This is a genomic window from Actinoplanes sp. TBRC 11911 (assembly GCF_012933445.1).
Lineage (GTDB): Bacteria > Actinomycetota > Actinomycetes > Mycobacteriales > Micromonosporaceae > Actinoplanes.
Window position 1 is genome coordinate 651,489 of the sequence record NZ_JABBNC010000001.1, and the last position, 21,997, is coordinate 673,485.

Annotated in this window: 19 protein-coding genes and 1 pseudogene; 7 read left to right on the top strand and 13 right to left on the bottom strand. The window is 69.1% G+C overall.

Features of this window, described 5'->3' with window-relative positions:
• The first annotated feature begins 7 nt into the window (after positions 1-7).
• A complete protein-coding gene (locus HH310_RS02820; RefSeq protein WP_169173749.1) occupies positions 8-2,722 on the top strand; it encodes a LuxR C-terminal-related transcriptional regulator in 2,715 nt (904 codons plus the stop codon).
• A gap of 218 nt (positions 2,723-2,940) precedes the next feature.
• Here HH310_RS02820 and HH310_RS02825 read toward each other — a convergent pair whose 3' ends face one another.
• Genes HH310_RS02825 through HH310_RS02835 form a run of 3 tightly spaced genes read right to left on the bottom strand, consistent with a single transcriptional unit; the run spans position 2,941 to position 5,449 of the window.
• A complete protein-coding gene (locus HH310_RS02825) occupies positions 2,941-4,125 on the bottom strand; it encodes an MFS transporter (RefSeq protein WP_169173750.1) in 1,185 nt (394 codons plus the stop codon).
• A 2-nt stretch (positions 4,126-4,127) separates the two neighbouring features.
• Complete coding sequence (locus HH310_RS02830) at positions 4,128-4,646, bottom strand: cupin domain-containing protein (RefSeq protein ID WP_169173751.1); 519 nt, start codon at positions 4,644-4,646, stop codon at positions 4,128-4,130.
• Positions 4,647-4,675: 29 nt separating this feature from the next.
• Positions 4,676-5,449, bottom strand: coding sequence for an SDR family NAD(P)-dependent oxidoreductase (locus HH310_RS02835; RefSeq protein WP_169173752.1), 774 nt, complete (start codon positions 5,447-5,449; stop codon positions 4,676-4,678).
• Between the two features lie 275 nt (positions 5,450-5,724).
• Here HH310_RS02835 and ctaD point away from each other — a divergent pair, with 275 nt between their 5' ends.
• Together ctaD and HH310_RS44675 are read left to right on the top strand one after the other, a co-directional pair.
• Entirely contained in the window at positions 5,725-7,317 is a 1,593-nt protein-coding gene (gene ctaD / locus HH310_RS02840) for a cytochrome c oxidase subunit I (protein ID WP_248293653.1), read from the top strand.
• A gap of 93 nt (positions 7,318-7,410) precedes the next feature.
• Positions 7,411-7,545, top strand: a complete 135-nt coding sequence (locus HH310_RS44675) for a hypothetical protein (protein ID WP_282438366.1) — start codon at positions 7,411-7,413, stop codon at positions 7,543-7,545.
• A 2-nt stretch (positions 7,546-7,547) separates the two neighbouring features.
• Here HH310_RS44675 and HH310_RS02845 read toward each other — a convergent pair whose 3' ends face one another.
• Genes HH310_RS02845 through HH310_RS02855 form a run of 3 tightly spaced genes read right to left on the bottom strand, consistent with a single transcriptional unit; the run spans position 7,548 to position 10,386 of the window.
• Positions 7,548-9,059, bottom strand: coding sequence for a GMC family oxidoreductase (locus HH310_RS02845; RefSeq protein WP_169173754.1), 1,512 nt, complete (start codon positions 9,057-9,059; stop codon positions 7,548-7,550).
• 30 nt (positions 9,060-9,089) lie between these two features.
• Positions 9,090-9,680: a TetR/AcrR family transcriptional regulator gene (locus tag HH310_RS02850; protein ID WP_169173755.1), complete on the bottom strand. Its 591-nt coding sequence runs from the start codon at positions 9,678-9,680 to the stop codon at positions 9,090-9,092.
• A gap of 4 nt (positions 9,681-9,684) precedes the next feature.
• Positions 9,685-10,386 carry an alpha/beta fold hydrolase gene (locus HH310_RS02855; protein ID WP_169173756.1) on the bottom strand — a complete coding sequence of 234 codons (702 nt, stop codon included), beginning with the start codon at positions 10,384-10,386 and terminating at the stop codon, positions 9,685-9,687.
• A 218-nt stretch (positions 10,387-10,604) separates the two neighbouring features.
• On the opposite strand from HH310_RS02855, the gene HH310_RS02860 reads away from it, so the two are divergent.
• Complete coding sequence (locus HH310_RS02860) at positions 10,605-11,864, top strand: serine hydrolase (RefSeq protein WP_169173757.1); 1,260 nt, start codon at positions 10,605-10,607, stop codon at positions 11,862-11,864.
• Between the two features lie 18 nt (positions 11,865-11,882).
• On the opposite strand, the gene HH310_RS02865 is transcribed toward HH310_RS02860, so the two are convergent.
• The 3 genes from HH310_RS02865 to HH310_RS02875 all read right to left on the bottom strand — a co-directional run bounded on the left by HH310_RS02865 (position 11,883) and on the right by HH310_RS02875 (position 16,692).
• Positions 11,883-13,874: a M3 family metallopeptidase gene (locus HH310_RS02865; protein ID WP_211191630.1), complete on the bottom strand. Its 1,992-nt coding sequence runs from the start codon at positions 13,872-13,874 to the stop codon at positions 11,883-11,885.
• 10 nt (positions 13,875-13,884) lie between these two features.
• Positions 13,885-15,306, bottom strand: coding sequence for a sensor domain-containing diguanylate cyclase (locus HH310_RS02870; RefSeq protein ID WP_169173758.1), 1,422 nt, complete (start codon positions 15,304-15,306; stop codon positions 13,885-13,887).
• Positions 15,307-15,441: 135 nt separating this feature from the next.
• A complete protein-coding gene (locus tag HH310_RS02875; RefSeq protein ID WP_169173759.1) occupies positions 15,442-16,692 on the bottom strand; it encodes an EAL domain-containing protein in 1,251 nt (416 codons plus the stop codon).
• A gap of 449 nt (positions 16,693-17,141) precedes the next feature.
• On the opposite strand from HH310_RS02875, the gene HH310_RS02880 reads away from it, so the two are divergent.
• The 3 genes and pseudogenes from HH310_RS02880 to HH310_RS02890 form a co-directional block, all read left to right on the top strand.
• On the top strand, positions 17,142-17,468 hold the full coding sequence (locus tag HH310_RS02880) for a plasmid stabilization protein (protein WP_169173760.1): 327 nt from the start codon (positions 17,142-17,144) through the stop codon (positions 17,466-17,468).
• 34 nt (positions 17,469-17,502) lie between these two features.
• A complete protein-coding gene (locus HH310_RS02885; protein WP_169173761.1) occupies positions 17,503-18,123 on the top strand; it encodes a TetR/AcrR family transcriptional regulator in 621 nt (206 codons plus the stop codon).
• Between the two features lie 113 nt (positions 18,124-18,236).
• Positions 18,237-18,449: pseudogene (locus HH310_RS02890) on the top strand (SDR family oxidoreductase); the annotation flags it as partial.
• Between the two features lie 33 nt (positions 18,450-18,482).
• Here the strand turns inward: HH310_RS02890 and HH310_RS02895 are convergent.
• The 4 genes from HH310_RS02895 to HH310_RS02910 are packed head-to-tail and all read right to left on the bottom strand — an operon-like array spanning position 18,483 to position 21,845.
• Positions 18,483-19,148 (bottom strand): response regulator, encoded by a 666-nt coding sequence (locus HH310_RS02895; protein WP_396027485.1) that lies wholly within the window; start codon positions 19,146-19,148, stop codon positions 18,483-18,485.
• A complete protein-coding gene (locus HH310_RS02900; protein WP_169173762.1) occupies positions 19,127-20,206 on the bottom strand; it encodes a histidine kinase in 1,080 nt (359 codons plus the stop codon). Before HH310_RS02900 ends, HH310_RS02895 begins: the two co-directional genes overlap by 22 nt.
• Positions 20,207-20,244: 38 nt before the next feature.
• Positions 20,245-20,832, bottom strand: coding sequence for a hypothetical protein (locus HH310_RS02905; RefSeq protein WP_169173763.1), 588 nt, complete (start codon positions 20,830-20,832; stop codon positions 20,245-20,247).
• Positions 20,829-21,845: a hypothetical protein gene (locus HH310_RS02910; RefSeq protein ID WP_211191631.1), complete on the bottom strand. Its 1,017-nt coding sequence runs from the start codon at positions 21,843-21,845 to the stop codon at positions 20,829-20,831. The genes HH310_RS02905 and HH310_RS02910 overlap by 4 nt, the downstream gene beginning before the upstream one ends.
• Between the last annotated feature and the right edge of the window lie 152 nt (positions 21,846-21,997).

The window sequence follows — 21,997 nt, forward strand, 5'->3', positions numbered from 1 at the left end:
TACGGACATGACCGGACGAAGACGGCACAACGGGACCTTGTTAGGCAGGGATGCCGAGGGTGCGGAGCTCGACCGCCTGCTGGCCGATGTGCGGGTCGGCGTGAGCGGGGCGCTGGTGTTGCGCGGCGAGGCGGGAATCGGCAAGACCGCGCTGCTCGATTACGCCGCCGCCCAGGCCGAGGACTGCCGGACCGTCCGGATCGTCGGGGTCGAGGCCGAGCGCGAGCTCGCCTTCGCCGGCCTGCACCAGGTCTGCGCGCCAGCGCTCGACCGCCTCGACAAGCTGCCGGTTCAGCAGGCCGGCGCGCTGAGCACGGCATTCGGCCTGAGCGCCGGCGCGACACCGGACCTCTTCATGGTCGGTCTGGGCGTGCTCAGCCTGCTCGCCGACTTCGCCGGCGATCAGCCGGTGGTCTGCCTCATCGACGACGCGCAGTGGCTGGACGCCGCATCGGCCAAGGTCCTCGGACTGGTGGCCAGGCGGCTGCGGACCGAGTCCCTCGCCATGATCTTCGCGGTGCGCGGCGACCTGCCGGAGCTCAACGGCCTGCCGGCGCGGACCGTCGGCGGCCTCTCCCCGGAGCACGCGCGCGAGCTGCTCGCTTCGACGATCCTGCGCCGGGTCGACGAGCGGGTGTTCGACCGCATCATCGCCGAATGCCACGGCAACCCGTTGGCGCTCACCGAGCTGCCGCGCGGCTTCTCGTCCGGTGAACTGGCCGGCGGCTTCGGCTTTCTCAGCCCGGAAGCCGTGCCCCGCCGCATCGAGGAGAGCTTCCGGCGGCAGATCTCCGCGCTCCCCCCGATCGCCCGCACGATGCTCCTGGTCGCCGCGGTCGAGCCTCTCGGCGACCCGGTCCTGGTGTGGCGCGCCCTGGACCGGATGGGTGTGCCGGTCGACGACCATCTCGAGGCGTCGCGGGCCGCCGCCGAGTTCGTCGATTTCGGGCTCCAGGTCCGGTTCCGGCACCCGCTGCTGCGCTCGGCGGTCTACGGTGCCGCAACCGGGGCGGAGCGGCGCCAGGCCCACGCCGCGCTCGCCGAGATCACGATGGACGGCACCGACCCGGACCGGCGAGCCTGGCACCGGGCGCAGGCCGCCGCCGGGCCGGACGAGGACGTGGCGGCCGAATTGGAGAACTCGGCGGCCCGCGCGCAGACCCGCGGTGGCTTCGCGGCCGCCGGAGCGTTCCTGGAACGAGCTGCCGAATTGACCCCGGATCCGGCGCGGCGGGCATCGCGGCTGCTGGCCGCGGCCCAGGCACGCCACCTGGGCGGTGCGCCCGAGGCCGCGCTCCGCCTGCTCGCCATGGCCGAGGCGGCCCCGTTGTCCGAGCTGGACGCGGCACGCGCCGATCTGCTGCGGGCCGACATCGCCTTCATGGTCGACCGTGGCCGGGCGACGGCCGACCTCTTTCTCCGGGCGGCGTCCCGGCTCGAGCCGCTGGACGTCGGTCTCGCTCGCAGCACCTATCTCGACGCGTTGCGGGCGGCGTGGTACGCGTCCGACTCCGGGAGCAGCGGCACCCTGCCGGATGTGGCACGAGCGGCCGCCGCGGCGCCCGCCGCCACGCCCCCGGCCCGGCCGGCGGACCTGCTCCTCGACGGCCTGGCGGTGCGATACACCGCGGGCTTCGCGGCCGGCGTGCCGAAGATGCGCGAGGCGCTGACGGCGTTCCGGGAGAGTCCGGACGGCCTGCGGTGGATGTGGTTCGCCAGCTCCATCGCGACCGATCTGTGCGACGACGATGCGGCGGACGCGCTCACCGGCGACTATGTGCGGCTGGCGCGCGAGACCGGGGCGCTGGCCGCGCTGCCCTTGGCCCTGACGACACGGATCCTGCATCACCTCTTCAGCGGTGACCTGTCCGAGGGTTCCGCGCTCATCACGGAACTCGACAATGTCGCCGACACCACCGGAATCCCCGTACCGGCGTACATGGCTCTGCTGCTGGCGGCGTGGCAGGGTGATGAGCGCCGTACGGCCGAGCTGGTCGAGGTCTGCACGGCCGATGCCCGTCGCCGCGGCGAAGGACTGGCCCCGGCCATCGCGGGCTGGGCCCAGGCCATGCTTTACAACGGCTTGGGCCGGTTCGACGAGGCACTGAAGGCCGCTCAGCAGACGATTCAGTCGAGTGTGGAGCCCGGCGTGCTGACCGGGGCGCCACTTGTCGAGCTGATCACCGCGGCCGCGCACGGTGGACAGTCCGAGATCGCGGCCGAGGCGTTGGACCGGTTGTCGATATCGACGCGGGCGTGCGGCACCGACTGGGCGCTCGGCATGGAGGCAAGCTGCCGAGCCGTGCTCACCGGCTCGGAGGCCTTCTACGCCGAGGCGATCGAGCGTCTCGACCGTACGAGGATTCGCCCGCTGTCGGCCCGCGCACGCCTCTACTACGGCGAATGGCTGTGGCGGTCGGAGCGGCGCGAGGATGCCCGCCAATACATTCGAGCGGCCTACGAGATGTTCACCGACATAGGCATGAGCGCCTTCGCCGCCCAGGCCGCTCGCCGGCTCGGAACGAACGTCCGCCAACGGTCCGGCGCGGGCGCCGGGCCGCTGACGGCGCAGGAGTCGCACATCGTGAAGCTGGTCCGTGGCGGGCTCTCGAACGCGGAGATCGCCGCCCGGTTGTTCCTCAGCCCGCGGACGGTCGAGTGGCATCTGAGCAAGATCTTCGCCAAGCTCGGCGTCTCGTCACGGCGCCAGTTGCTTCGCTGACGTCTCAGACGGCGGCGATGGCAGCCCGAATCACGTCGGCCACCTCGGGCCATGGACCGCTGGAGCCCGATCGGAATGTTGCGGTCCACAGTGACCGACGACGATGATCGATAGGCCCGGGCCGGCGGGCGGTGATTTCACCCGTCCGTCACCATCTGGTCGATCTGGATGACCCGCGTTGACGAGCACGACGCCGACTCTCCTACGGCACCGTCGCGCTAGGTCCGCACGTGCGCTCCCCGGCTACGCACGGCGCTCGCGGTGAACGCGGTGGCCACCAGAGCGAGTGCGCCGTACCCGAACGCGATGTGCGGCACCGAGAGCACGCCGGAGAGCTGGGCGGAGATGAGGCTGGGAATGGTCGCGCCGCTGTAGCTCAGGAGGTAGACCACGGCGAAGATCGGCGCCCGGTCGGCCAGCTCGCTGCCGGAAAGCAGGCCGCGGGTCGCGGCACTGATGGCAATTCCTTGAGCGGCCCCCGCCACGATGGTCGCGCCGATGAACAACGGCAACGCGCCGCTGGTGATCGCGATGAGGATGCCGATCCAGCCGGCCAGGAAGCCGGCCATGCCGACGCGTTGGGCTGCCGCCGGCGGAAACCGGCCCCCGAGGGGCGCACCCAGCGCGCTGGGACCCATGTAAGCGGCGAATACCAGCCCCAGAATGAGCGAATTGCCGGTGTGCAGTTGATCTTTGACCAGCGCGGGCACGAAGGCCTGGTAGAAGGCCCCGGTTGCCCAGGTGGCCAGGAACACCGCGGCCGCGGCGGGAACCAAATGCCGGACCCGGGCCGGCACGCGAACGTGCGGGCGCAATGATTGCCGGCCGCCCGGCGCCGGCGTCACGGTCTCCGAGCTGATGGCGACGAGCCCGGCCGACAGGATCAGCAGACCGATGACCACCAGGAAGATGAGGTCGCGCCGCCAGGGCCCGTACTGGACCAATGCGCCGGAGGCGATCGCACCGACCGCCAGGCCGAGCATGACCGTCTGGCTGGAGGCGACCGACGCCAGCCAGGCGGGCCGAGCCGGTGCGGCGTCGACGATGTAGGCGGTGAGGCTGCTGCTGGCCAGCCCGGCGCCGAATCCCATCAGCAGCCGGCCCGCGATCAGGATGCCGATGTGGTGCACGTCCAGCAGCAGCAGACAACCGAGGACGAGCAGTCCGAGGCTGGCGATCGCCACCGGACGCCGGCCCACATGATTGGACAGCCGTCCCAGCACCAGAAGGGTGCTGAGAGTGGCTGCGGAATAGGCGACGACGGTCAGCGAGATGCCCGCGTTGGTGAACCCGTCCTCGGCCCGGTAGATGTTGAAGAGGGGGATGGTCGAACCCACCGCGGCAAACACGGCCACCAGGGAGACCACCGCGGACACGAACGTCAGCCGGCGCGTTCTCTGCATCGCTAGGGCCGGCCGCCCTCGGGTTTGAAGAGATAGTTGAGCTCGGTGTGGTATTCGAGATCGAGGTTCCGTTCCGCGACCGTGGCCATGACCTCCGCGGTGCGGTCGGCGTCCCAGATGATCGGCGCCGAGCCCGGCTTCGGTTCGTCACCGCCGTAGAGGAACATCAGCTCGGGGCCGCCCGGAGTGAAGAAGAACAGCAGGCGAGCCTCCTCGTCCCCGACGTTCATGAACCGATGCAGCGTCCCCCTCGGCACGTGGACGAAACCGCCCGCCTCCGCGGTGACCGTCTTTTCCCCGCCGAGGAAGGCGATCGTCCCGGAAACCACGAAAAAGCTTTCGTCCGAGTGTTTGTGCAGGTGCGGGAGCGGACCGGCGCCGACCGGCACCTGTCCGTCGATGAACCCGATCGACCCGGTCCCGTCCTCGGCGGACGTCAGGACCCGATAGACGTCGCCGGAGACCCATTTGACGGTGCCACCACCGGCGGGCGTGTACAGCACCCGCCCGGAATCGAACATGCCCTTACCGTCGGGCTGAATGAGACTCATCAGTTGCGGCCGGCCATGACGCCGCCGTCCACATTCCAGATCGCGCCCGTCACCCAGTCCGTCTCGGGCGAGAGGAGGAAGGTGATGGTGGAGGCGATGTCGCGCGCCGTGCCGATCCGGCCGATCGGGTGGAACGCGTCGAAGCCGTGCAGGGTGCGCTCGATCTGGTCCTTCGGGATGAAGCCCTCGTAGAGCGGGGTGTCCACGACCGCGGGAGCGACCGCGTTGACCCGGATCTTGTGGGGCGCGAGCTCGATCGCCAGGTTGTGGGTCAGCGCGTGCACGCCCGCCTTGGCCATCGAGTACGCGGACGACGGCGTCGCCGCGATGGCCTGATGCGCCCACATGCTGCCGATGTTGACGATGGATCCGCCGCGGCCGCCGTCGACCATCGCCCGCGCCACGGTCTGGGTGAGGAAGAAGATGGCCCGGCTCAGCTCCAGGTACGAGTCGTAGAAGTCGCCGTCGTACTCGAAGAACGCCCTCGGGATGAAGAAGCCGGCCGCGTTGACCAGCAGGGTCGCGTCGGCGTGATCCTCGGCCAGCTGTCGCTGCACCCGTTCCACCTGGGCGCGGTCCGCGAGGTCCGCCACGATGCCGTACGCCTTGCCGTCGCGCGACAGCGCCGCCACGGTCTCGTCGACGCGGGCTTGCTCCCGGCCGACGATGACCACGCTGCCGCCACCCGCGACGACATCGGCGGCCGCGTCGCGTCCCATGCCGCTGCTGCCACCGATGACCACCAGTTTCTGACCTTCAAAGTTCGTAGCCATGCTCAGCCTCTCTTCGCCGTGAGTCGGTTCCGGTCGGAAACGAACAGGCCCGAGTGTCCGAGAGCCAAACTGGTCTGTCAAGTCCAGTCTTCGGGATGAAGCCGCAGGTGAGAGCCACGTAACAAAAGGCGGAAGTGATCTTTTCGCTCCGGCTAGCTTGGACGTGAGAGTCCAGTGATACCTCGGGAGACGCCGTGACGGCACTGCAACCTCAACCCATACAGACACGGCCGTACCCCGTACGCCGTCAGGTGCGTGGCTCGGCGCTGGCGGGCATGCTGCGAACGACCGACCACAAGCAGATAGGGATCATGTATCTGGGCACCGCCTTCGGGTTCTACCTCGTCGGCGGCCTGCTCGCGTTGCTGATGCGGGCGGAACTGGCCCGGCCCGGGTTGCAGTTCCTGTCTCCGGAGCAGTACAACCAGCTGTTCACCATGCACGGCACGATCATGCTGCTGTTCTTCGCCACGCCGATCATCTTCGCCTTCGCCAATTTCGTGGTGCCCATTCAGATCGGCGCGCCCGACGTCGCGTTTCCCCGGCTCAACGCGTTCGCGTACTGGATGTATCTGTTCGGTGGTCTGATCACGCTGAGCGGCTTCGCCACGCCCGGCGGAGCGGCCGAGTTCGGCTGGACGGCCTACACACCGCTCAGCGACTCGCTCAACACGCCGGGTGCCGGCGGGAACCTGTGGGTGGTGGGTCTCACCCTGTCCGGCCTCGGCACGATCCTGGGCGCGGTCAACATGATCACCACCATCCTGACCCTGCGCGCTCCCGGCATGACCATGTTCCGGATGTCGATCCTGACCTGGAACATTCTGATCACCAGCCTGCTGGTGGTCCTGGTGTTCCCGTTCTTCGCGGCCGCGCTGCTGGCGCTTGCCGCCGATCGCATTCTCGGGGCCCACGTCTTCGAGCCGGCAACCGGCGGGCCGCTGATGTGGGAACACCTCTTCTGGTTCTTCGGCCATCCCGAGGTCTACATCATCGCGCTGCCGTTCTTCGGCATCATCACCGAGGTCATCCCGGTCTTCAGCCGCAAGCCGGTCTTCGGATACAAAGGCCTGGTCGCGGCCACGCTGCTGATCGCCGCCCTGTCCATGTCGGTGTGGGCCCATCACCTGTTCGTCACCGGCCAGGTGCTGCTGCCGTTCTTCAGCTTCCTCAGCTTCCTCATCGCCGTCCCGACCGGCATGAAGTTCTTCGTGTGGATCGGCACGATGTGGCGCGGGCAGATCAGCTTCGAGACACCGATGATGTTCGCGATCGGTTTCCTGGTCACCTTCCTGCTCGGCGGCCTGACCGGCGTGCTGCTGGCCGCACCGCCCGTCGATTTTCACGTCTCGGACACGTATTTCGTCGTCGCGCACTTCCATTACGTGCTGTTCGGCACGATCGTGTTCGCCGTGTTCGCCGGCGTCTACTTCTGGTTTCCGAAGATGTTCGGCAGAATGCTCGACGACCGCTTGGGAAAGCTGCACTTCTGGCTGACGCTCGTCGGCTTCCACGGCACCTTCCTCGTGCAGCACTGGCTGGGCGCGTCCGGCATGCCGCGACGGTATGCGGATTACCTGCCCGGCGACGGCTTCACGACGTTGAACACCATCTCGACGATCGGCTCATTCGTTCTCGGCCTGTCCACACTGCCGTTCCTGTACAACGTCTGGAAGTCGTACCGGTCCGGCCAGGTGGTGACGGTCAACGACCCGTGGGGGCACGGCAACTCGCTCGAATGGGCCACCTCATGCCCGCCGCCGCTGCGCAACTTCGACCGCATGCCCCGCATCAAATCCGAGCGCCCCGCGTTCGACGAGAAGTTCCCCGAGGTCGCCAAGGCCCGATCCGAAAAGATCGCTCGCTGATTCGATCGGCGACGCGGCCGGAGACGTGCGGAAGGTCGTGCGGCACGGCTGGCCGGGACACCGATCGGATTGTGGTGCGGCCGCGACGATCCCTTGCACACGGCGGTCCGGGCACTGCCGGTCGATCCGGCGGTCAGCGGATTCGGGACCGGCCGGCACAACTTCGGCTACTGGAGCACGATCGTCGCGCCGGCCTTCGATTTCGTCGCGCGGGAGTTGTCCAGCTAGGGTCACCCGTCGTCGCGGATCAGGTCGGCGGCCTTTTCGGCAATCATCAAGGTGGCCGCGTTGGTGTTGACCGACGGCAGCCGCGGCATCACCGAGGCGTCCACCACCCGGAGCCCGTCAATCCCGTGCACGCGCAGATCGGGCCCCACGACCGCATCCGGTCCGGTGCCCATGGCGCAGGTGCCGACCGGGTGGTAATAGGTGACCGTGCCATGCGTGACGTAGTCGCGTGGCGGTGTCGCACCGGGCAGCACTTCGCGGCCGCGCCAGCCGTCGAACGGTGCGGCCGCCGCGATGCTCCGGGCCATCTCGATGCCGCGCAGCATCCGGCGCATGTCCGACTCCACGCCGTAGTAGTTCGGGTCGATCAGCGGCGGCGTCCGCGGATCGGCGTCGGCCAGCCGCACCGACCCGTGCGCGTCCGGGACGATCGCCACGCCGAGCGAGAAGCTGTTCGCCGGCACCGGGAGGCCGGGCCGGTGCGACGGCACGTGGATGAACACGATCTGCATGTCCGGCCCGGCGAGCGCCGGTTCGCTGCGCCAGGACAGCGAGCTTTCGGCCCGGTTGTTCACGCCCACCGGGATCGGCCGGGTCGCTTCGTAGATCACGCTGGTACGCGGGTGGTCGCGCAGATTGCGGCCGACGCCCGGCAGGTGCTGCGTCACCGTGACACCGGCGCGTTCCAGGTCGGCGGCGTCGCCGATCCCGGACAGCATCAGCAGGCGAGGTGAGTCGATCGCCCCCGCGCAAACCACAACCTCCGATTGCCCGTACGCCGTGACGAGCTCGCCCCCGTGGTCGAGCTCGACACCGGCGCACCGCCCACCCGCGAACAGCAGCCGCCGTGCGCGTGCCTCGGTCAGCACCGTCAGGTTCGGCCGCCTACCCGCGATCGGGTGCAGATAGGCCGTCGCCGCGCTCTGGCGCTGTCCGTCCACAATGTTCAAATCGTTCCAGCCGGCGCCCTCCGGCACGGCTCCGTTGAGGTCGTCGGTCCGCGAAAAACCGGCGGCCACCGCGGCGTCGATGAAGATCCCGGACATCGGGTTCGGATCGGCCGCCGGCCGCGGACGCATCGGCCCGCTGTCGCCGCGGAACCGGTTGTCGCCGCCCTCGACCGTCTCCATGCGCCGGAAATACGGCAGCACCGACTCGTAGTCCCACCCCGTCGCGCCCGCCTTCGCCCAGGCGTCGAAGTCGGCCGGATGCCCGCGGAGGTGCATCATCGCGTTGATGCTGCTGGAGCCGCCCAGCGTCCGCCCGCGGGGCCAGCGGTACACGAAATCGGCGCTCCCCTGCTGTGGCACCGTTTCGTAGGCGTAGTCGACGGCGGTGCCCTGCAGCGTGTGCCACGCCATCGGTTCCCGGATGGCCGGCAACGTATCGGCCGGACCGGACTCCACGAGCAGCACCCGCGCGTCCGGATTCTCGGAGAGCCGGGCGGCCAGCACACAGCCGGCCGATCCCGCGCCGACAATCACATAGTCATAGAAGGTCGATCGATCGAACAAGGTCCTTCTCCCCCGTACGGAATCGCCGCGTTACCCCATCGCGTCCCGCACGCTGCGCTCGATGCTGCGCCGGGCACGCTCGACGACCGCGTGGTCGCCGTACATCACGAGAATGTTGTTGGCGGTGCGCAACGCGGCGTGCACCTCGAAGGCCAGCTGCGCCGGGTCGGCGGCGCCCGCTTCGCGGCTGTAGCGGGTGAGCAGACCGAGCCACTCCGACTCGTACGCCGCGACACGATCGCGCACCGGGCCGGGCCGCGTGTCGAGCTCGGCCGCCACCGAGGCGAAGAAGCACCCGCCCGGCAGCTCGACGGCGTAACCCAGGTACCCGTCGGCCAGCGCGCGCAGCCGGGACAGGCCGTCCGGCTGCGCCGCCGCCGGGTCGAGCAGGTGCTCCCGGTAACGCCGGTGCACGTCGGCAACCGTCGCGAGCTGCAGCTCTTCCTTGGACGGGAAGTGTGCGTAGAACGCGCTCTTGCTCATGCCGATGTGCGTGGTCAGGTTCCCGATGGAGAGCCCGTCGATGCCCTCGGTGGCAGCTAGTTCGGCCGCCGCGTCGAGAATCACCTGCCGGCTGCGCTCGCCCCGCGGCCGCTTGTGCGCGATTCGTGGCCCGGTCATCCGCTCACTCCTCGGCTAGATCCAGCTCGGCCCGCAGCAGCTCGGCCAGCTCCTTCGGCTTGACCAGGAACGGCGAATGCCCGGTCTGCAGACGATGCGTGTGCTGGGCACGCTTGGCGAGAAACTCCCGCGCTTGCTTCGGTACGGCGTTGTCGAGCTCACCGATGACGTACGAGCTGGGAATGGTCTTCCATGCCGCCTTGGTGATCGGCTGGTTCATGGCCGCCACCGAGTGCGCGTGCAGCGCGTCCGCGGCCGCCTTCTGCGCGGCCGGCTCCAGGTCGGCGTAGAACACGTTCTCGGCGTCGAGCATCTCGTAGTAGCCCTCGCCGACGTGGTCGGTGCCCCAGAACGGCGGCGGGGTGCCACCCACCAGACCTAGGAGCGACTCGCCCTCGTCGAGCATGAAAGCGTTGAGGTAGACGATGCGCCGGACCTTGTCCTCGAGCCCGGCGAGGGCCTCGGTGGTGGGCGCGCCGCCGTAGGAGTGGGCGACCGCGACGACCGGCCCGTCGATGGACAGCGCGGCGTCGCGGATCCGGCGGGCGTCGGCGTACATGTCGCCCAGCTGATTGGCCGGGACCGGGGCACTGGACGGGTTCTGGATGCGGCGGATCTTCTCGTCCGGCATCTCCGTCATCAGCTGGTCCCACATCGCCTTGTCATGCCACGCCCCGTGAACCAGCAGAAGGGTGGGTCGCATCATGCTTCTCCTCGCTAAAAAGACCGACCGATCGGTCTTACTAATGACGACAGTAGCCACGGCGGCGCGCCTTAACAAGACCGATCGGTCGTTCTTTGACGTAATCCGCGTCTCAGCGCAGCGATGAGTTCCGGGCCGCGCGGCGGTCTGCACTGATGTGAGTCGCCCCGGCGACCGCTTTGTCGGCATTCGCGCATCCTGCTCCCGAAGGTGAGGACGACATGCAAAGGCGAACATTGTTCAAGGGTGTCGGGGCGGCCGGTGCTTCGGCGTTAGCTCCGAGCGGTTTGGTCCACCCGTCCGGGTTCCGGCCCCTGCACGATGCGATGGCCGCTCGGGTTGCGAAGGGTGAACTCGTCGGCGTCGTGTACGCCGTCGCCCGCGGCAATCAGGTGCACATCGACAGCGTCGGGACGTTGACCCTCGGCGGCGGCGCGCCGATGCGGCGGGACACCCCGTTCCGGATCGCGTCGCTGACCAAACCGATCATCGCGACGGCCACGATGATGCTGGTCGAGGACGGACGGCTCCGGCTGGACGAGCCGGTCGACCGGCTCCTGCCCGAACTGGCCGGCCGGCGGGTGCTCACCCGCATCGACGGGCCGCTCGACGAAACCGTGCCGGCGGCGCGGCCGATCACCGTCGAGGACCTGCTGACGTTGCGGATGGGGCACGGCATGATCTTCGAGCCGGAGTTCCAGCCCCGGTATCCGGTCGTCACCGAGGCCGAGCGCCTGCAGCTGGTGATGGGGGCACCCGACCCGCGCACGTCCCTGCGGCCGGACGAGTGGATCCGGCGGTTCGGCACCCTTCCGCTGATGGATCATCCCGGCCGGCGGTGGCGGTACAACAGCGGCTTGCTGGTGCTGGGGGTCCTGATCGCGCGGGCCTCGGGGCGGCCGCTGGAGGACTTCCTGCGCCGGCGTCTCTTCGGGCCGCTCGGCATGAGCCACACCGGATTCACGCTCGCGCGCGCGGACGCCTCGCGGTTGCCGGGCCTCTACGCGGCGAATCCGCAGACCGGCGGGCTGGAGTTGCAGCCGGGGTCGGCACCGGACGAGTGGACCCGGCCGCCGGCCTTCCCGTCCGGTGCCTCCGGTCTGGCCTCCACCATCGACGACTACCTCGCGTTCAGCCGGATGTTGCTCAACCGGGGAGTGCAGCACGGCCGGCGCCTGCTGTCCGCCGAGTCGGTGCGGCGGCTCACGACCAACCACCTCACGCCGCAGCAACGCGCCGGCGCGGGTCAGTTCCCGCTCACCGGGCGCGGCTGGGGCTACGGCATGGCGGTCAGCGTCGAGGCGGACCAGATCTCGGCGCCGGGGCGTTACGGCTGGTTCGGCGGGTACGGCACCACCTGGTACAACGACCCGAACCGGGAGCTGACCGCGATCGCGCTGACGCAGACCATCGACTTCAACTTCAACGGCGGGTCCGAGGAGTTCGAGCGCTTGGCTGCCGCGGCCGTGGCGCACGGGTAGGCGTACGGGGGAAAGGGTTTAGGCGAAGCCACGCAAGCGCATCAGGGCCTCCGTGTCGACGTCGCGGCCGCGGAAGGTGCGGAAAGCCTCGTCCGGCGCGACGGCGTTGCCGACCGACAGAATGTCGTCACGGAACGCCGTGGCGGTGGCGGGATCCCACACACCCTTTTCCTCGAACAGCTCCCACGCATCGGCGGTCAGCGCGTCCGCCCACAGATAGACGTAATAGCCGGCCGAATAGCCGTCGCCCGAGAAGGTGTGCCCGAACTGGGTCGGGCGGTGGCGCATGACGATTTCCCTCGGCAGGCCGATCTCGGCCATGCTGCTCTTCTCGAAGGCGCCGGGATCGATGGTGCTGTCGGGTGTCGCGGCCAGGTGGATGCGCATGTCGTAAATCGCCGAGGCGAGGAACTCGACGGTGCTGAAGCCCTGGTTGAACTTCAGCGATTTCTGGATTTTGGCGAGCAACTCGGCCGGGATGGGCTCGCCGGTGTCGACGTGCAGGGCGAACCGGTTGAGCAGCTCCGGCGTCGGGAACCAGTGCTCGTTTATCTGGCTGGGGAACTCGACGAAGTCGCGCTTGACCGCGGTGCCGGCGACGCTGGGATAGGTGACGTTCGAGCTGAGGCCGTGCAGGGCGTGGCCGAACTCGTGGAACATGGTGACGGCGTCGTCCCACGAGATCAGGACCGGGCCGGAGCCCGACTTCACGAAGTTCGCGTTGTTCGAGACGATCGGGGTGACGTCGTCCTGGAAGCGCTCCTGGGTGCGGTATTCGTTCATCCACGCGCCGGAGCTCTTGCCGGCCCGGGCGTACGGGTCGAAATACCAAAGGCCGGCGCGTTTTCCGTCGCGCGTCACCTCGTAGACCGACACGTCCTCGTGATAGACCGGCAACCCCTCGAGCTTGGCGAAGCGCAGCCCATAAAGCTTTTCCGCGGCCCAGAACATGCCGTCGCGGATTTTGTCGAGCTGCAGGTAGAGCTTCACCTCGTTCTGGTCGAGGTCGTACGTCGCCTTGCGCACCTTCTCCGAATAGAACCGGTGGTCCCAGGCCTCGATCGTGATGCCGGCGTTCTCCCGGTCGGCGATCGCCTGCATGTCGGCGATCTCCTCCTTGGCGCGCCGCACGGCCGGGTCCCAGAGCTTCATCATCAGGTCGATGGCCGCCTGCGGCGTCTTCGCCATGTTGTTCGCGACGGACCAGTCGGCGTGCGTGGCGAAGCCGAGCAGCCGGGCCCGCTGGGCGCGCAGCCGCAGGATCTCGCTGATCACGGCCTTGTTGTCGGTGGCGGTGCCGTTGTCGCCGCGCATGATCCACATGCGCCAGCCCCGTTCGCGCAGGTCGCGCCTGGTGGAGTAGGTCAGGAACGGCTCCATCGAGGAACGCGTGTTGGTGAACACCCACCTGCCGTTCGACTCGGCCGCCCGGCGCAGCGACTCGGGCAGCCCGTCGAGATCCGCCTCGTTCTCGATGGTGAGCGTGTAGCTCTCCTCGTCGGCAAGCTCGTTCTGGCCGAACTTGGTGTAAAGCGAGGCGAGCTTCTGATTGAGGTCCTTCAGGGTGGCCTGCTCGGCGTCGTCGAGCGCCGCACCCTGCCGGGTGAAGTTCTGGTAGTACTCCTCGACGAGGCGGTTCTGCTCCGGCGACAGGCCGGCGGTGGCCCGGCCGTCATAGACCGCCTTGATCCGGGCGAAGAGCCGGGCGTTCTGGATGACGTCGTCGTCGAAGGCCGAGAGGACGGGCGACATCTCGGTCTCCAGAGCCTGCATCGCCTTGTCGTTCATCGTCGAGGTGAAGATGCCGAAGAAGCGCCGGGCGCGGTCCAGGGCGCGGCCGCTGTCCTCCAGCGCGGCGATGGTGTTGGCGAAGGTCGGCGTCTCGGCGGTGCCGGCGATGTCCGCGATGTCGGCCCTGCTGAGCTCCATGCCCTCGTCGAGGGCTGCCTTGATCGAGGCCGGGTTCACCTTGTCGAAGGCGGGGTAGCCGCCATGCTCTCCAGTCCACACCCCGATCAGCCTAGCCGCCGGCCGACACCGCGGGGTTGTCGCTGTGCATCGCCCAGCCGGTGTCCTTGGCTCGCTTGGCCTGGTACATGGCGGCGTCGGCGCGCCGGAGCAGTTCGTCGACGCCGATGCGGTCCGGGCCGGTGTCCGCGATGCCGATGCTGGCCGAGCAGCGGATCGCCGTCGCGCCGATGGTGATGGGTTCGCTCAACGCGCTCAGGATGCGGGTCGCCACCGCGATCGCGTTGTCCGGTGCGGTGATGTCGCCGAGCACGACGGCGAACTCGTCGCCGCCCAGCCGGCCGACCACATCCGCCCCCAGCACCGACCGTTGCAGCGCGTGGCCGACGGCGATCAGGAGGTTGTCACCGGCCTCGTGGCCGAGGGTGTCGTTTATCGGTTTGAAGTCGTTGAGGTCGATGAACAGGACGGCCAGCCGCCGGCCGGCGGGCAGGGCGTCCACCGCCTGATCGAGAGCCTTCAGCAGCGCCCCCCGGTTGAGCAGGCCGGTCAGCACGTCGTGGGCGGCCTCATGTTGCAGCAGGTCCTGGAACTCGCGCCGCTCGGTCACGTCGCGGTGGCTGATCACGATGCCGCCGACCGCGGGATTGTCGGTCAGATCGCGAAGGGTCACGTCGTGCCAGTGCCAGGTTCCGTCGGCGTGCCGGGTCCGGACCTCGGCGCGCCGCTCGGACGCACCGCTGCCGTGGAACGCCTGCATGGCGGTCAGGTCCTCGGGGTGGATGAGGGCGTGGTAGCTGGTTCCCTCCAGGTCCTCCGGCCGATAACCCATCACCACCTGTACGGCAGGGCTGACCGACTCGATCACGCCGTCGCGGTCGACCACGCTGATCACGTCGCAGGAGTCCTGCACCAGCGCCCGGTAGCGTTCCTCCCGCCGGCGCAGCTTCTCCGCGGCCCGTTCCTGCACGCTGTGCGTCTCGTCCTCGGCCCGGCGGATGAACCGCCAGTACGCGAGTTGCACCGCGCACATCGCGAGCACGAAGACGGCGTGCAGCAGCCCGAAGAACACCGGGTGCTGGAAGGCCTGCGTCTCGGAGAACACCAGCTCGGGCACGATGATGCCGACCACGATGTGGTGGGCCGCGACCAGTGCCACGGACAGCACCAGCGTCAGCCATTCCTGGTAGAGGCTGATCAGACCGAGCACGACGAAGAACGAGAAATGCAGGTCGGTCAGCCCGCCACCGGCGTGCACCAGCGCCGCCGAGGCCAGCAGCAGGCCCAGCGACACGACGAGGGAACCGGCCCGCCGCGAGCTGATCAGGTTCGCCGCGGCGGTGCACGCCACGGTCGCGCCGACCATCGCCCACATGATCACGTCGCCGCGCCCGTGCCCGTTGTGCGGCTGCTGGAGCAGGACCGCGATCCGCTCCTCGAACGCGGCCATCCCCACGATCACCGGGAGCAACATCGTCAGGACGGTGCGCAGCATGCGGTGCCGGACGGCGAATGTCTCCTCCGATAGCCGGATGTCCGGTATCACCCTGCTGACCCACGTCCCCACACCTATCTGATCGGACGTAGCCGGTAAACCTGAGCAGGAACGTCACGGCACGGTGAGGCGCCCGACCATGGAGTGCGCCGCGGCCGTAACCAGCGCACGGTCGTAACTGACGATGAATTCGAACTGCCGATCCCCGTCGGCGCCGGAATCACCGAGGTCGCGGGCCATCAACGCCGCCGAGACGTGGGCGCCGAGCACCACGACGGTCCACTCGCTGGCCAGCGGGTCTTGAATAGACAGGTTGCCGCCGCGGACCCCCGGCGCCGGCGACGGAGGCATGTCGACGCCGAGCGCGGCCACGAACGGCAGCCGGGCGGCGAGCTCGACAAACCGGCGAGTGGTCGACGGCCGGAAGAACCGCACGTGCTCAAAGGCGGCCAGCACCACCGGCGGGACGGTGGCCTGCATCGCCATCAGTTCCAGCGTCTTCGACACCGGCACGAGCAGGTCCTTCGGCGCATGCCGGATTCGACGGCCGGCACCGACCAGCTCGTACGGCGTCGCCCGCAGCGCCACCCCGATCGGGCGGGCGGCGAACCTCTCCGGCCGAAACGTCGACGGCCGGAACTGTCGTTCGCCACGGGCCCACAGCCAGCCCTGACCCAGGGTCGCACCCAGCACGAGCGCGCGCGTCAGATCCTGCGGAGTCTCGATACCTTCGGCGACGACTTCGGCGCCGGCTTGTTCCGCGTACGCGCGTACGGCCCCTGCCACCGCAACGGTGGCCGGATCCTTGACCGTACGCAGCAGCCGCAGGTCGAGCTTGACCACCTCGGGTCGCAGCAACGGGATGAACGCGAGCGACGCCGGCTCGGCTCCCACGTCGTCCAACGCGATGGCATACCCGGCGGCACGCAGGCGTTCGGCGGCGAACAACACACCGGCCAGGTCGGCGGCCAGCGCGCGTTCGGTGATCTCCACGACGACCTGAACGTGCGGGGCTCGAGTGGCGAGCGCGTCGAGGACGACATCCAGCCGCTGGGTCACCGTGCTGGGCTCGAGGTTGACGAACAGCGTCACCGGCCGGCCCTGCGAGAAGAGTGCGGCGTCGGCGAGCGAGGCCCGCAGCGACGCCCGTTCCAGGTCGGCAAGCCGGTCGGCGGCCCGGGCCGCGTCCAGCAACACCATCGGTGACTGCCAGCCCGACCCTTCGGGACCGCGCAACAGCGCCTCGAAGGCCAGGACCGCGCCGGTGTCCACGTCCACGAACGGCTGGTACACGCAGTGCAAGCCGCCGTCGCGCAGCAGGTCGTCGAGGCTCAGGTCCGTCTGCTGCGCGGGTAAATCACTCACCTCGGTCGTTTCGGCAGCCCGGAGATAAGTCTGAGCGCCGGGCGCGTCACGTGGCGGGGTGGAGCAGGACCTTCGTCCAGCCGTCCTCGCGGTTCGCGCGGCCGTTGATGACCGGCACGTCCTTCATAGACGACGGCCTTCATTGCTTCCTGCCAGCCTGGGCGGGTCGTTGCGGCGCGAGCGTGCCGACGTGAACCGCCGGGCCGTCCCGTACCAGCCTGTTCCCGATTTCATTTCGCCGGTCGATTCCCTGCGGTTGCGGCATGGTTTGCCGTCGGCTGGCGCGACGCGTGGCACAACTTCCTCCTCGAAGATCGCTTCCTTAACGGCGTTCCCGCGTCAGCCGGGCCCAAACGGGGTATTGCCCTCGTTATCGGATCGTCAGCACTTATCAGCAGTCATCAGCAGTCATCGGCAGTCATCAGCAGTCATCAGCAACGGAGGCGATCATGCCCGCAGGTTCGAGCCCGAAGAGAGAACGCCAGTACGAGCACATCAAGGACAGCGTTGAGCAGCGCGGCGGCTCGACCAAGCGGGCCACGGAGATCGCCGCCCGTACGGTCAACAAGGAACGCGCCCGCTCCGGCGAGTCGAAGACGGCCAGCCGGTCGTCGATCCAGGATGTGTCGTCCGGTCACCGCGGCGGCAAGCGCTCGCACACCGGCGCCAAGGGCCGCACCAAGGCGCAGTTGTACAACGAGGCCAAGCAGCGGAACATCGCCGGCCGCTCGTCGATGTCGAAGGCCGGGCTAGAAAAAGCACTCATAAAGGGATAAATGGATATATTTGGCCGACAGTACCATGGACCCCATGGTGACGACCGCTGGCACACGCCGGCTGACGGAACGCGGTGCGAAGACACGCGCGCGGATCGTCGCCGCCGCGGCCGACCTGATGTATGTCAAAGGCGTCGGCGACACCACGCTCGACGACGTGCTGGCGGCGAGTGGAGTCAGCAAGTCCCAGCTGTACCACCACTTCAACGGCAAAGAAGCACTCGTGCGGGCCGTCATCGAGCACATGGGTGAGTTCGTCATCAACCGCGAGCGCGACGCCCTCGGCCGCGTCTCGACGATCCGCGGCCTGCGCCGGTGGCGGGACGCATTGGTGCAGGCCAACGCGCTACGGCACGGCGCGTACGGCTGTGCGATCGGCTCACTGGCATCCGAGGTCTCGGATCACGACGACGTCGCCCGTGCGGCCCTGTCCCGGCTTTTCCTCGAATGGCAGGGCCTCCTGGCGGCCGTGCTGCAACGGATGCAGGACGCTGGCACGCTTCCGCCCGAGGCATCGGTCGACCAACTAGCGACCGGGCTCATGGCCGCCCTCCAGGGCGGGTATCTGCTGGCCCAGACGGCGCACGATGTGGCACCGATGGCAACGTCGATCGATATGGCACTGGCGCATATCGAGAGCCTGTCCGCCGGGTAATCCCCCGCATAAGGGGTATGCGGTCCCACTATGACCGACGACGAGCCCCAGCAGCAGCCCCCGGCAGCACCACACGGATGCACCGCCGACCCGACCACGGCGAGGACAGCTAGGTGAACGCGGTCGCCCCGGGCCCGATCTGGACGCCGCTGATCCCCTCGACCTTGCCGCCCGAGCAGGTGGCGGAGTTCGGCAAGAACACTCCCCTCGGCCGCCCCGGCGAGCCCAAGGAGGTCGCACCGGTCTACGTGCTGCTCGCCTCGGACGAGGCCAGCTACATCTCCGGCGCGGTCGTCCCGGTCACCGGCGGCAAGCCGATCCTCTGACAAAGGTGCCGTCCCGCCGTCGTTTCTGACCCGTCAGGCGACGAGGCCGTTGCGATAGGCGTAGGCGACCGCCTGAGCACGGTCGCGGGCACCGGTCTTGGCGAACAAGTGGTTGATGTGCGTCTTCACGGTCGCCTCGCTCACCATGAGGTGGGTAGCGATGTCGGCATTGGACATCCCGGTGGCCACCAGTTCCAGCACCTCGAGCTCCCGCTCGGTGAGGTTGTCCGGCGGCCGGTCGGCGCGCACCGGGCGATCCGGCGTCAGCATCTCCAGCAGCCGGTGCTGCACCTCCGGCGCCAGGTCGGCCTGACCCGAGGCGACCCGGCGCACCGCTTGCACCACTTGGTCGGCGTCGGCGTCCTTGGTCAGGTACCCGCGCGCACCGGCCCGCAGGGCGGCCAGCATGTCGGCGTTCTCGGCGAACGTCGTCAAGACCACGATCTGGGTGCGCGGAAACTCGGCACGGATCCGCCGGGTCGCGGTCACTCCGTCGCAGCGCGGCATTCGCAGGTCCATCAGAACGACGTCGGGATCGTGCTCAGCGACCGCGGCGACCGCCTCGTCGCCGTCGCTCGCCACCGCGACCACCTCGACACCGTCCATCAGGGACAGCATCAGCCGCATGCCGTCGCGGATCACCCGCTGATCGTCGGCGATCACCACCCGGAGCATCGTCACCTCGGTATCGTCAGCCACACCCGGTACCCTTCGCCCTCGTCCACCGGACCCGCGTCCAATTTGCCGCCGAGCAGCTCGGCCCGCTCCCGCAACCCGGTCAGACCGTAGCCGGTGCCGGTGTCGTGCAACCCCGAGCGCGTCACGGAGCCGCTGTCGTGGACCTCGACCTCGACCCGGCCCTCGCGGTACGCCAGCCGGATGCGCACCGCCGCCCCCGGAGCATGCTTCCGTACGTTCGTCAGGGCCTCCCGGACCGTCCGCTCGACCGCCAGGCCGGTCTCCGGGGCGAGCGGCTCCGGCCTGCCCTCGACCGAAAGCGTCGCGTTCGCACTCTGAGCCAGCTCCGCGACGGCCTCGGCGGTCGGCCGGGTGTCGCCGCGCAGGGACTGCACAGCCTGGCGGGTCTCGTCGAGGCCTTCCCGGGCGAGCTTCTGCGCCCGGTCGATCTGCTGGAGCACGGCATCATCCAGCGCACCCTTGCGCATCAGCAGCCGGGCGCTCTCCAATCCGACGATCTGCGCCGAGAGCGTGTGGGCCAGGATGTCGTGGATCTCCCGGGCCAGCCGCGCCCGTTCCGCGTACACCTGCGCCCTGGCCTCGGCCTGCCGGGCCGCGTGCTCGCTGACCAGCAGACGCTCGGCCTGGTCGGCCCGCTGCCGGGACGCCCCCACGACCGCCCCGAGCACCGCGAACCCGGTGCACCCAGCGAGCAGCGGCACGATCGCGGCCGGGTTGCGCAGCTCGGCGATCAGGGCACCGGTGCCCGCCGTGACCACCACGAACGGCACCGCGACCGGCAACGGCAGCACCGCCAGCGCAACCGAGATCGCGATACCGGCCAGCAGCCAGCCGGGCGACGACGGGTCGACCACGTACAGCGCGTGGCCGCCGGCCGCCATCACCACCAGGCCGATCACCCGGCGCACCGGCTGGTCTATCCCGGCCCGCCAGCTGTACGCGGCCCCGGCAAACGCGACCGCCGTGCAGAGCAGCGCGACCCACCGCAGATGCGACGGCACCACAACGACGGCGGCCACCGCGTACGCGATGGTGGCGGCGGTCCTCCCAAGCGCCACCGCGGAGACGGCCGGAAGACGCCGCCGAGGCCACGACATCAGACGGTTTCCAGGGGCCCGGCGGCCGGTTCGCCGGCGCGGGTGGCGCCCGGGTCGGTCGCGCACGTGGCGGCCGGGTCGCCCGCGCGAGCGGCAGCCGGGTCCCCCGCGCGAGCGGACGCCGTGGAGAACAGAAGCGCGCGCCGGGCCAGCGCCACGTTCTGCACGCCGAGGGTCACTGCCACGAACACCATCGCCTCGCCCGCTCCTTCGTGTGCGCCAAGTTTCGCCGCGAGGAGGAACATTCCCACACGAACCACGATCGTGGCGATCCACAGGCCCCCGGTACGCCAGTCGCCTTCGCACATCGGGCCGCTCTCGCTACACCAGACCCGAAGGGTGGCCGACCGTGCGACGCCCATGCCGACCGCGAGCGCGACGCCGGCCGCGAAGAACCCGATCGCGGCCGCCGAATGCAGCCGCGAGACCATCCGGTGATCGGAGAGGACCGAGAGGATCAGAAACCACACCGGCAGGACGATCAGGCACCGCAGTGTGACGGCACGCCGACGGACCTGCCGGCTGATCACAAAAGCGGCGAACGCCGTGCCGAGGCCGACCGAGGCGAGAATCTGCACGCTGCTCATCGCTTCGGAGCCTCACCGGCGGCGACAAGCACGGGAGCGGAGCCCGCGGTGTCCACAGCGGCTGGTTGGTAGGCCCGGACCCTTCGGTACGCCCGCCAGGCGAGCACCGCGGCGGCAACGGCGAAGACCACGTGGCTGACCATTTCGACGATCCGCTCGCTGATGGTGACGCCGTTCATCATGAAGGCGTGCCAGGCATACGTGAACAGCCCCGCGACGGCCAGAGCGTAGCGATGCCAATGTCCCCAGCTCATCCGCTTCGCCCAGCGGGACACGAGGACGGCGAGGACGGCGACCGCGACCGGCCCGGCGAACAGTCCGGAGTAGTGCGGCAGGAACGTCATGCCGATGAACAGCGCACCGGCGATCGCGGCGGCCAGGAAGACAACCCACGGCCGCGGGACGTCACCCAAGGCAGCCTGATTCGACCGGCGGGGCAGCGCAAACGCGACAACGACAAGAATCATGGTGATCGAGGCGGCCGAGATCAACTGGGCCGGCGAGGCCAAGAAGCCGTCGCTCATCTGATAGGAGATGGCGAAGAAGACCACCCACCCGACAACGAACAGCCCGCCGGTCACCCATAGCCCACGCCGACCCAGCCACGGGAGCTCACGGCGGAACCCGCTCGACTCCTCGACCAGCGCGATCGGCGTGGCCATACTCCACAACACATGAATACCGAGCACGTACGGCGTCCACAGGCCCCCGATGCCCAGGGCGGGGATGTACGCGTACTGAAGCAGATGTTCGCCGGCGTAGTTCGGGTTGAACAGCGACTGCGTGAGCAAGCCCTCCTCCAGCACCGCGAAGGCCAGCGCAAGCGTGAGCATCATCGGCCAGCCGCGGCCGCTACGCCGCGCGACCTCGCGGATCAGCAAGGCGCCCCCGCCGTACATCGGCGCGAACGCCAGCAGGACCGGCAGCATCACGACGGGCAGGTCACCGAGCAGGAACTCGGCGACGAACGGCGCTACGAAGAACAGACTGACGACCGGACCCATGCGTCGCATCCAGCTTCCTTCCGATACCGGGGAACGTCGATGCCGCAGACGTTAAGCCTGTTCACCCCTCGGTCGCGTCGGCGCCAGAATTGATCCGCGGCCTCCACCCGTGGGTGGAGACCGCGAGGGTCAGGTGGAGCCAGACGGTGCGGGCAGCGGCC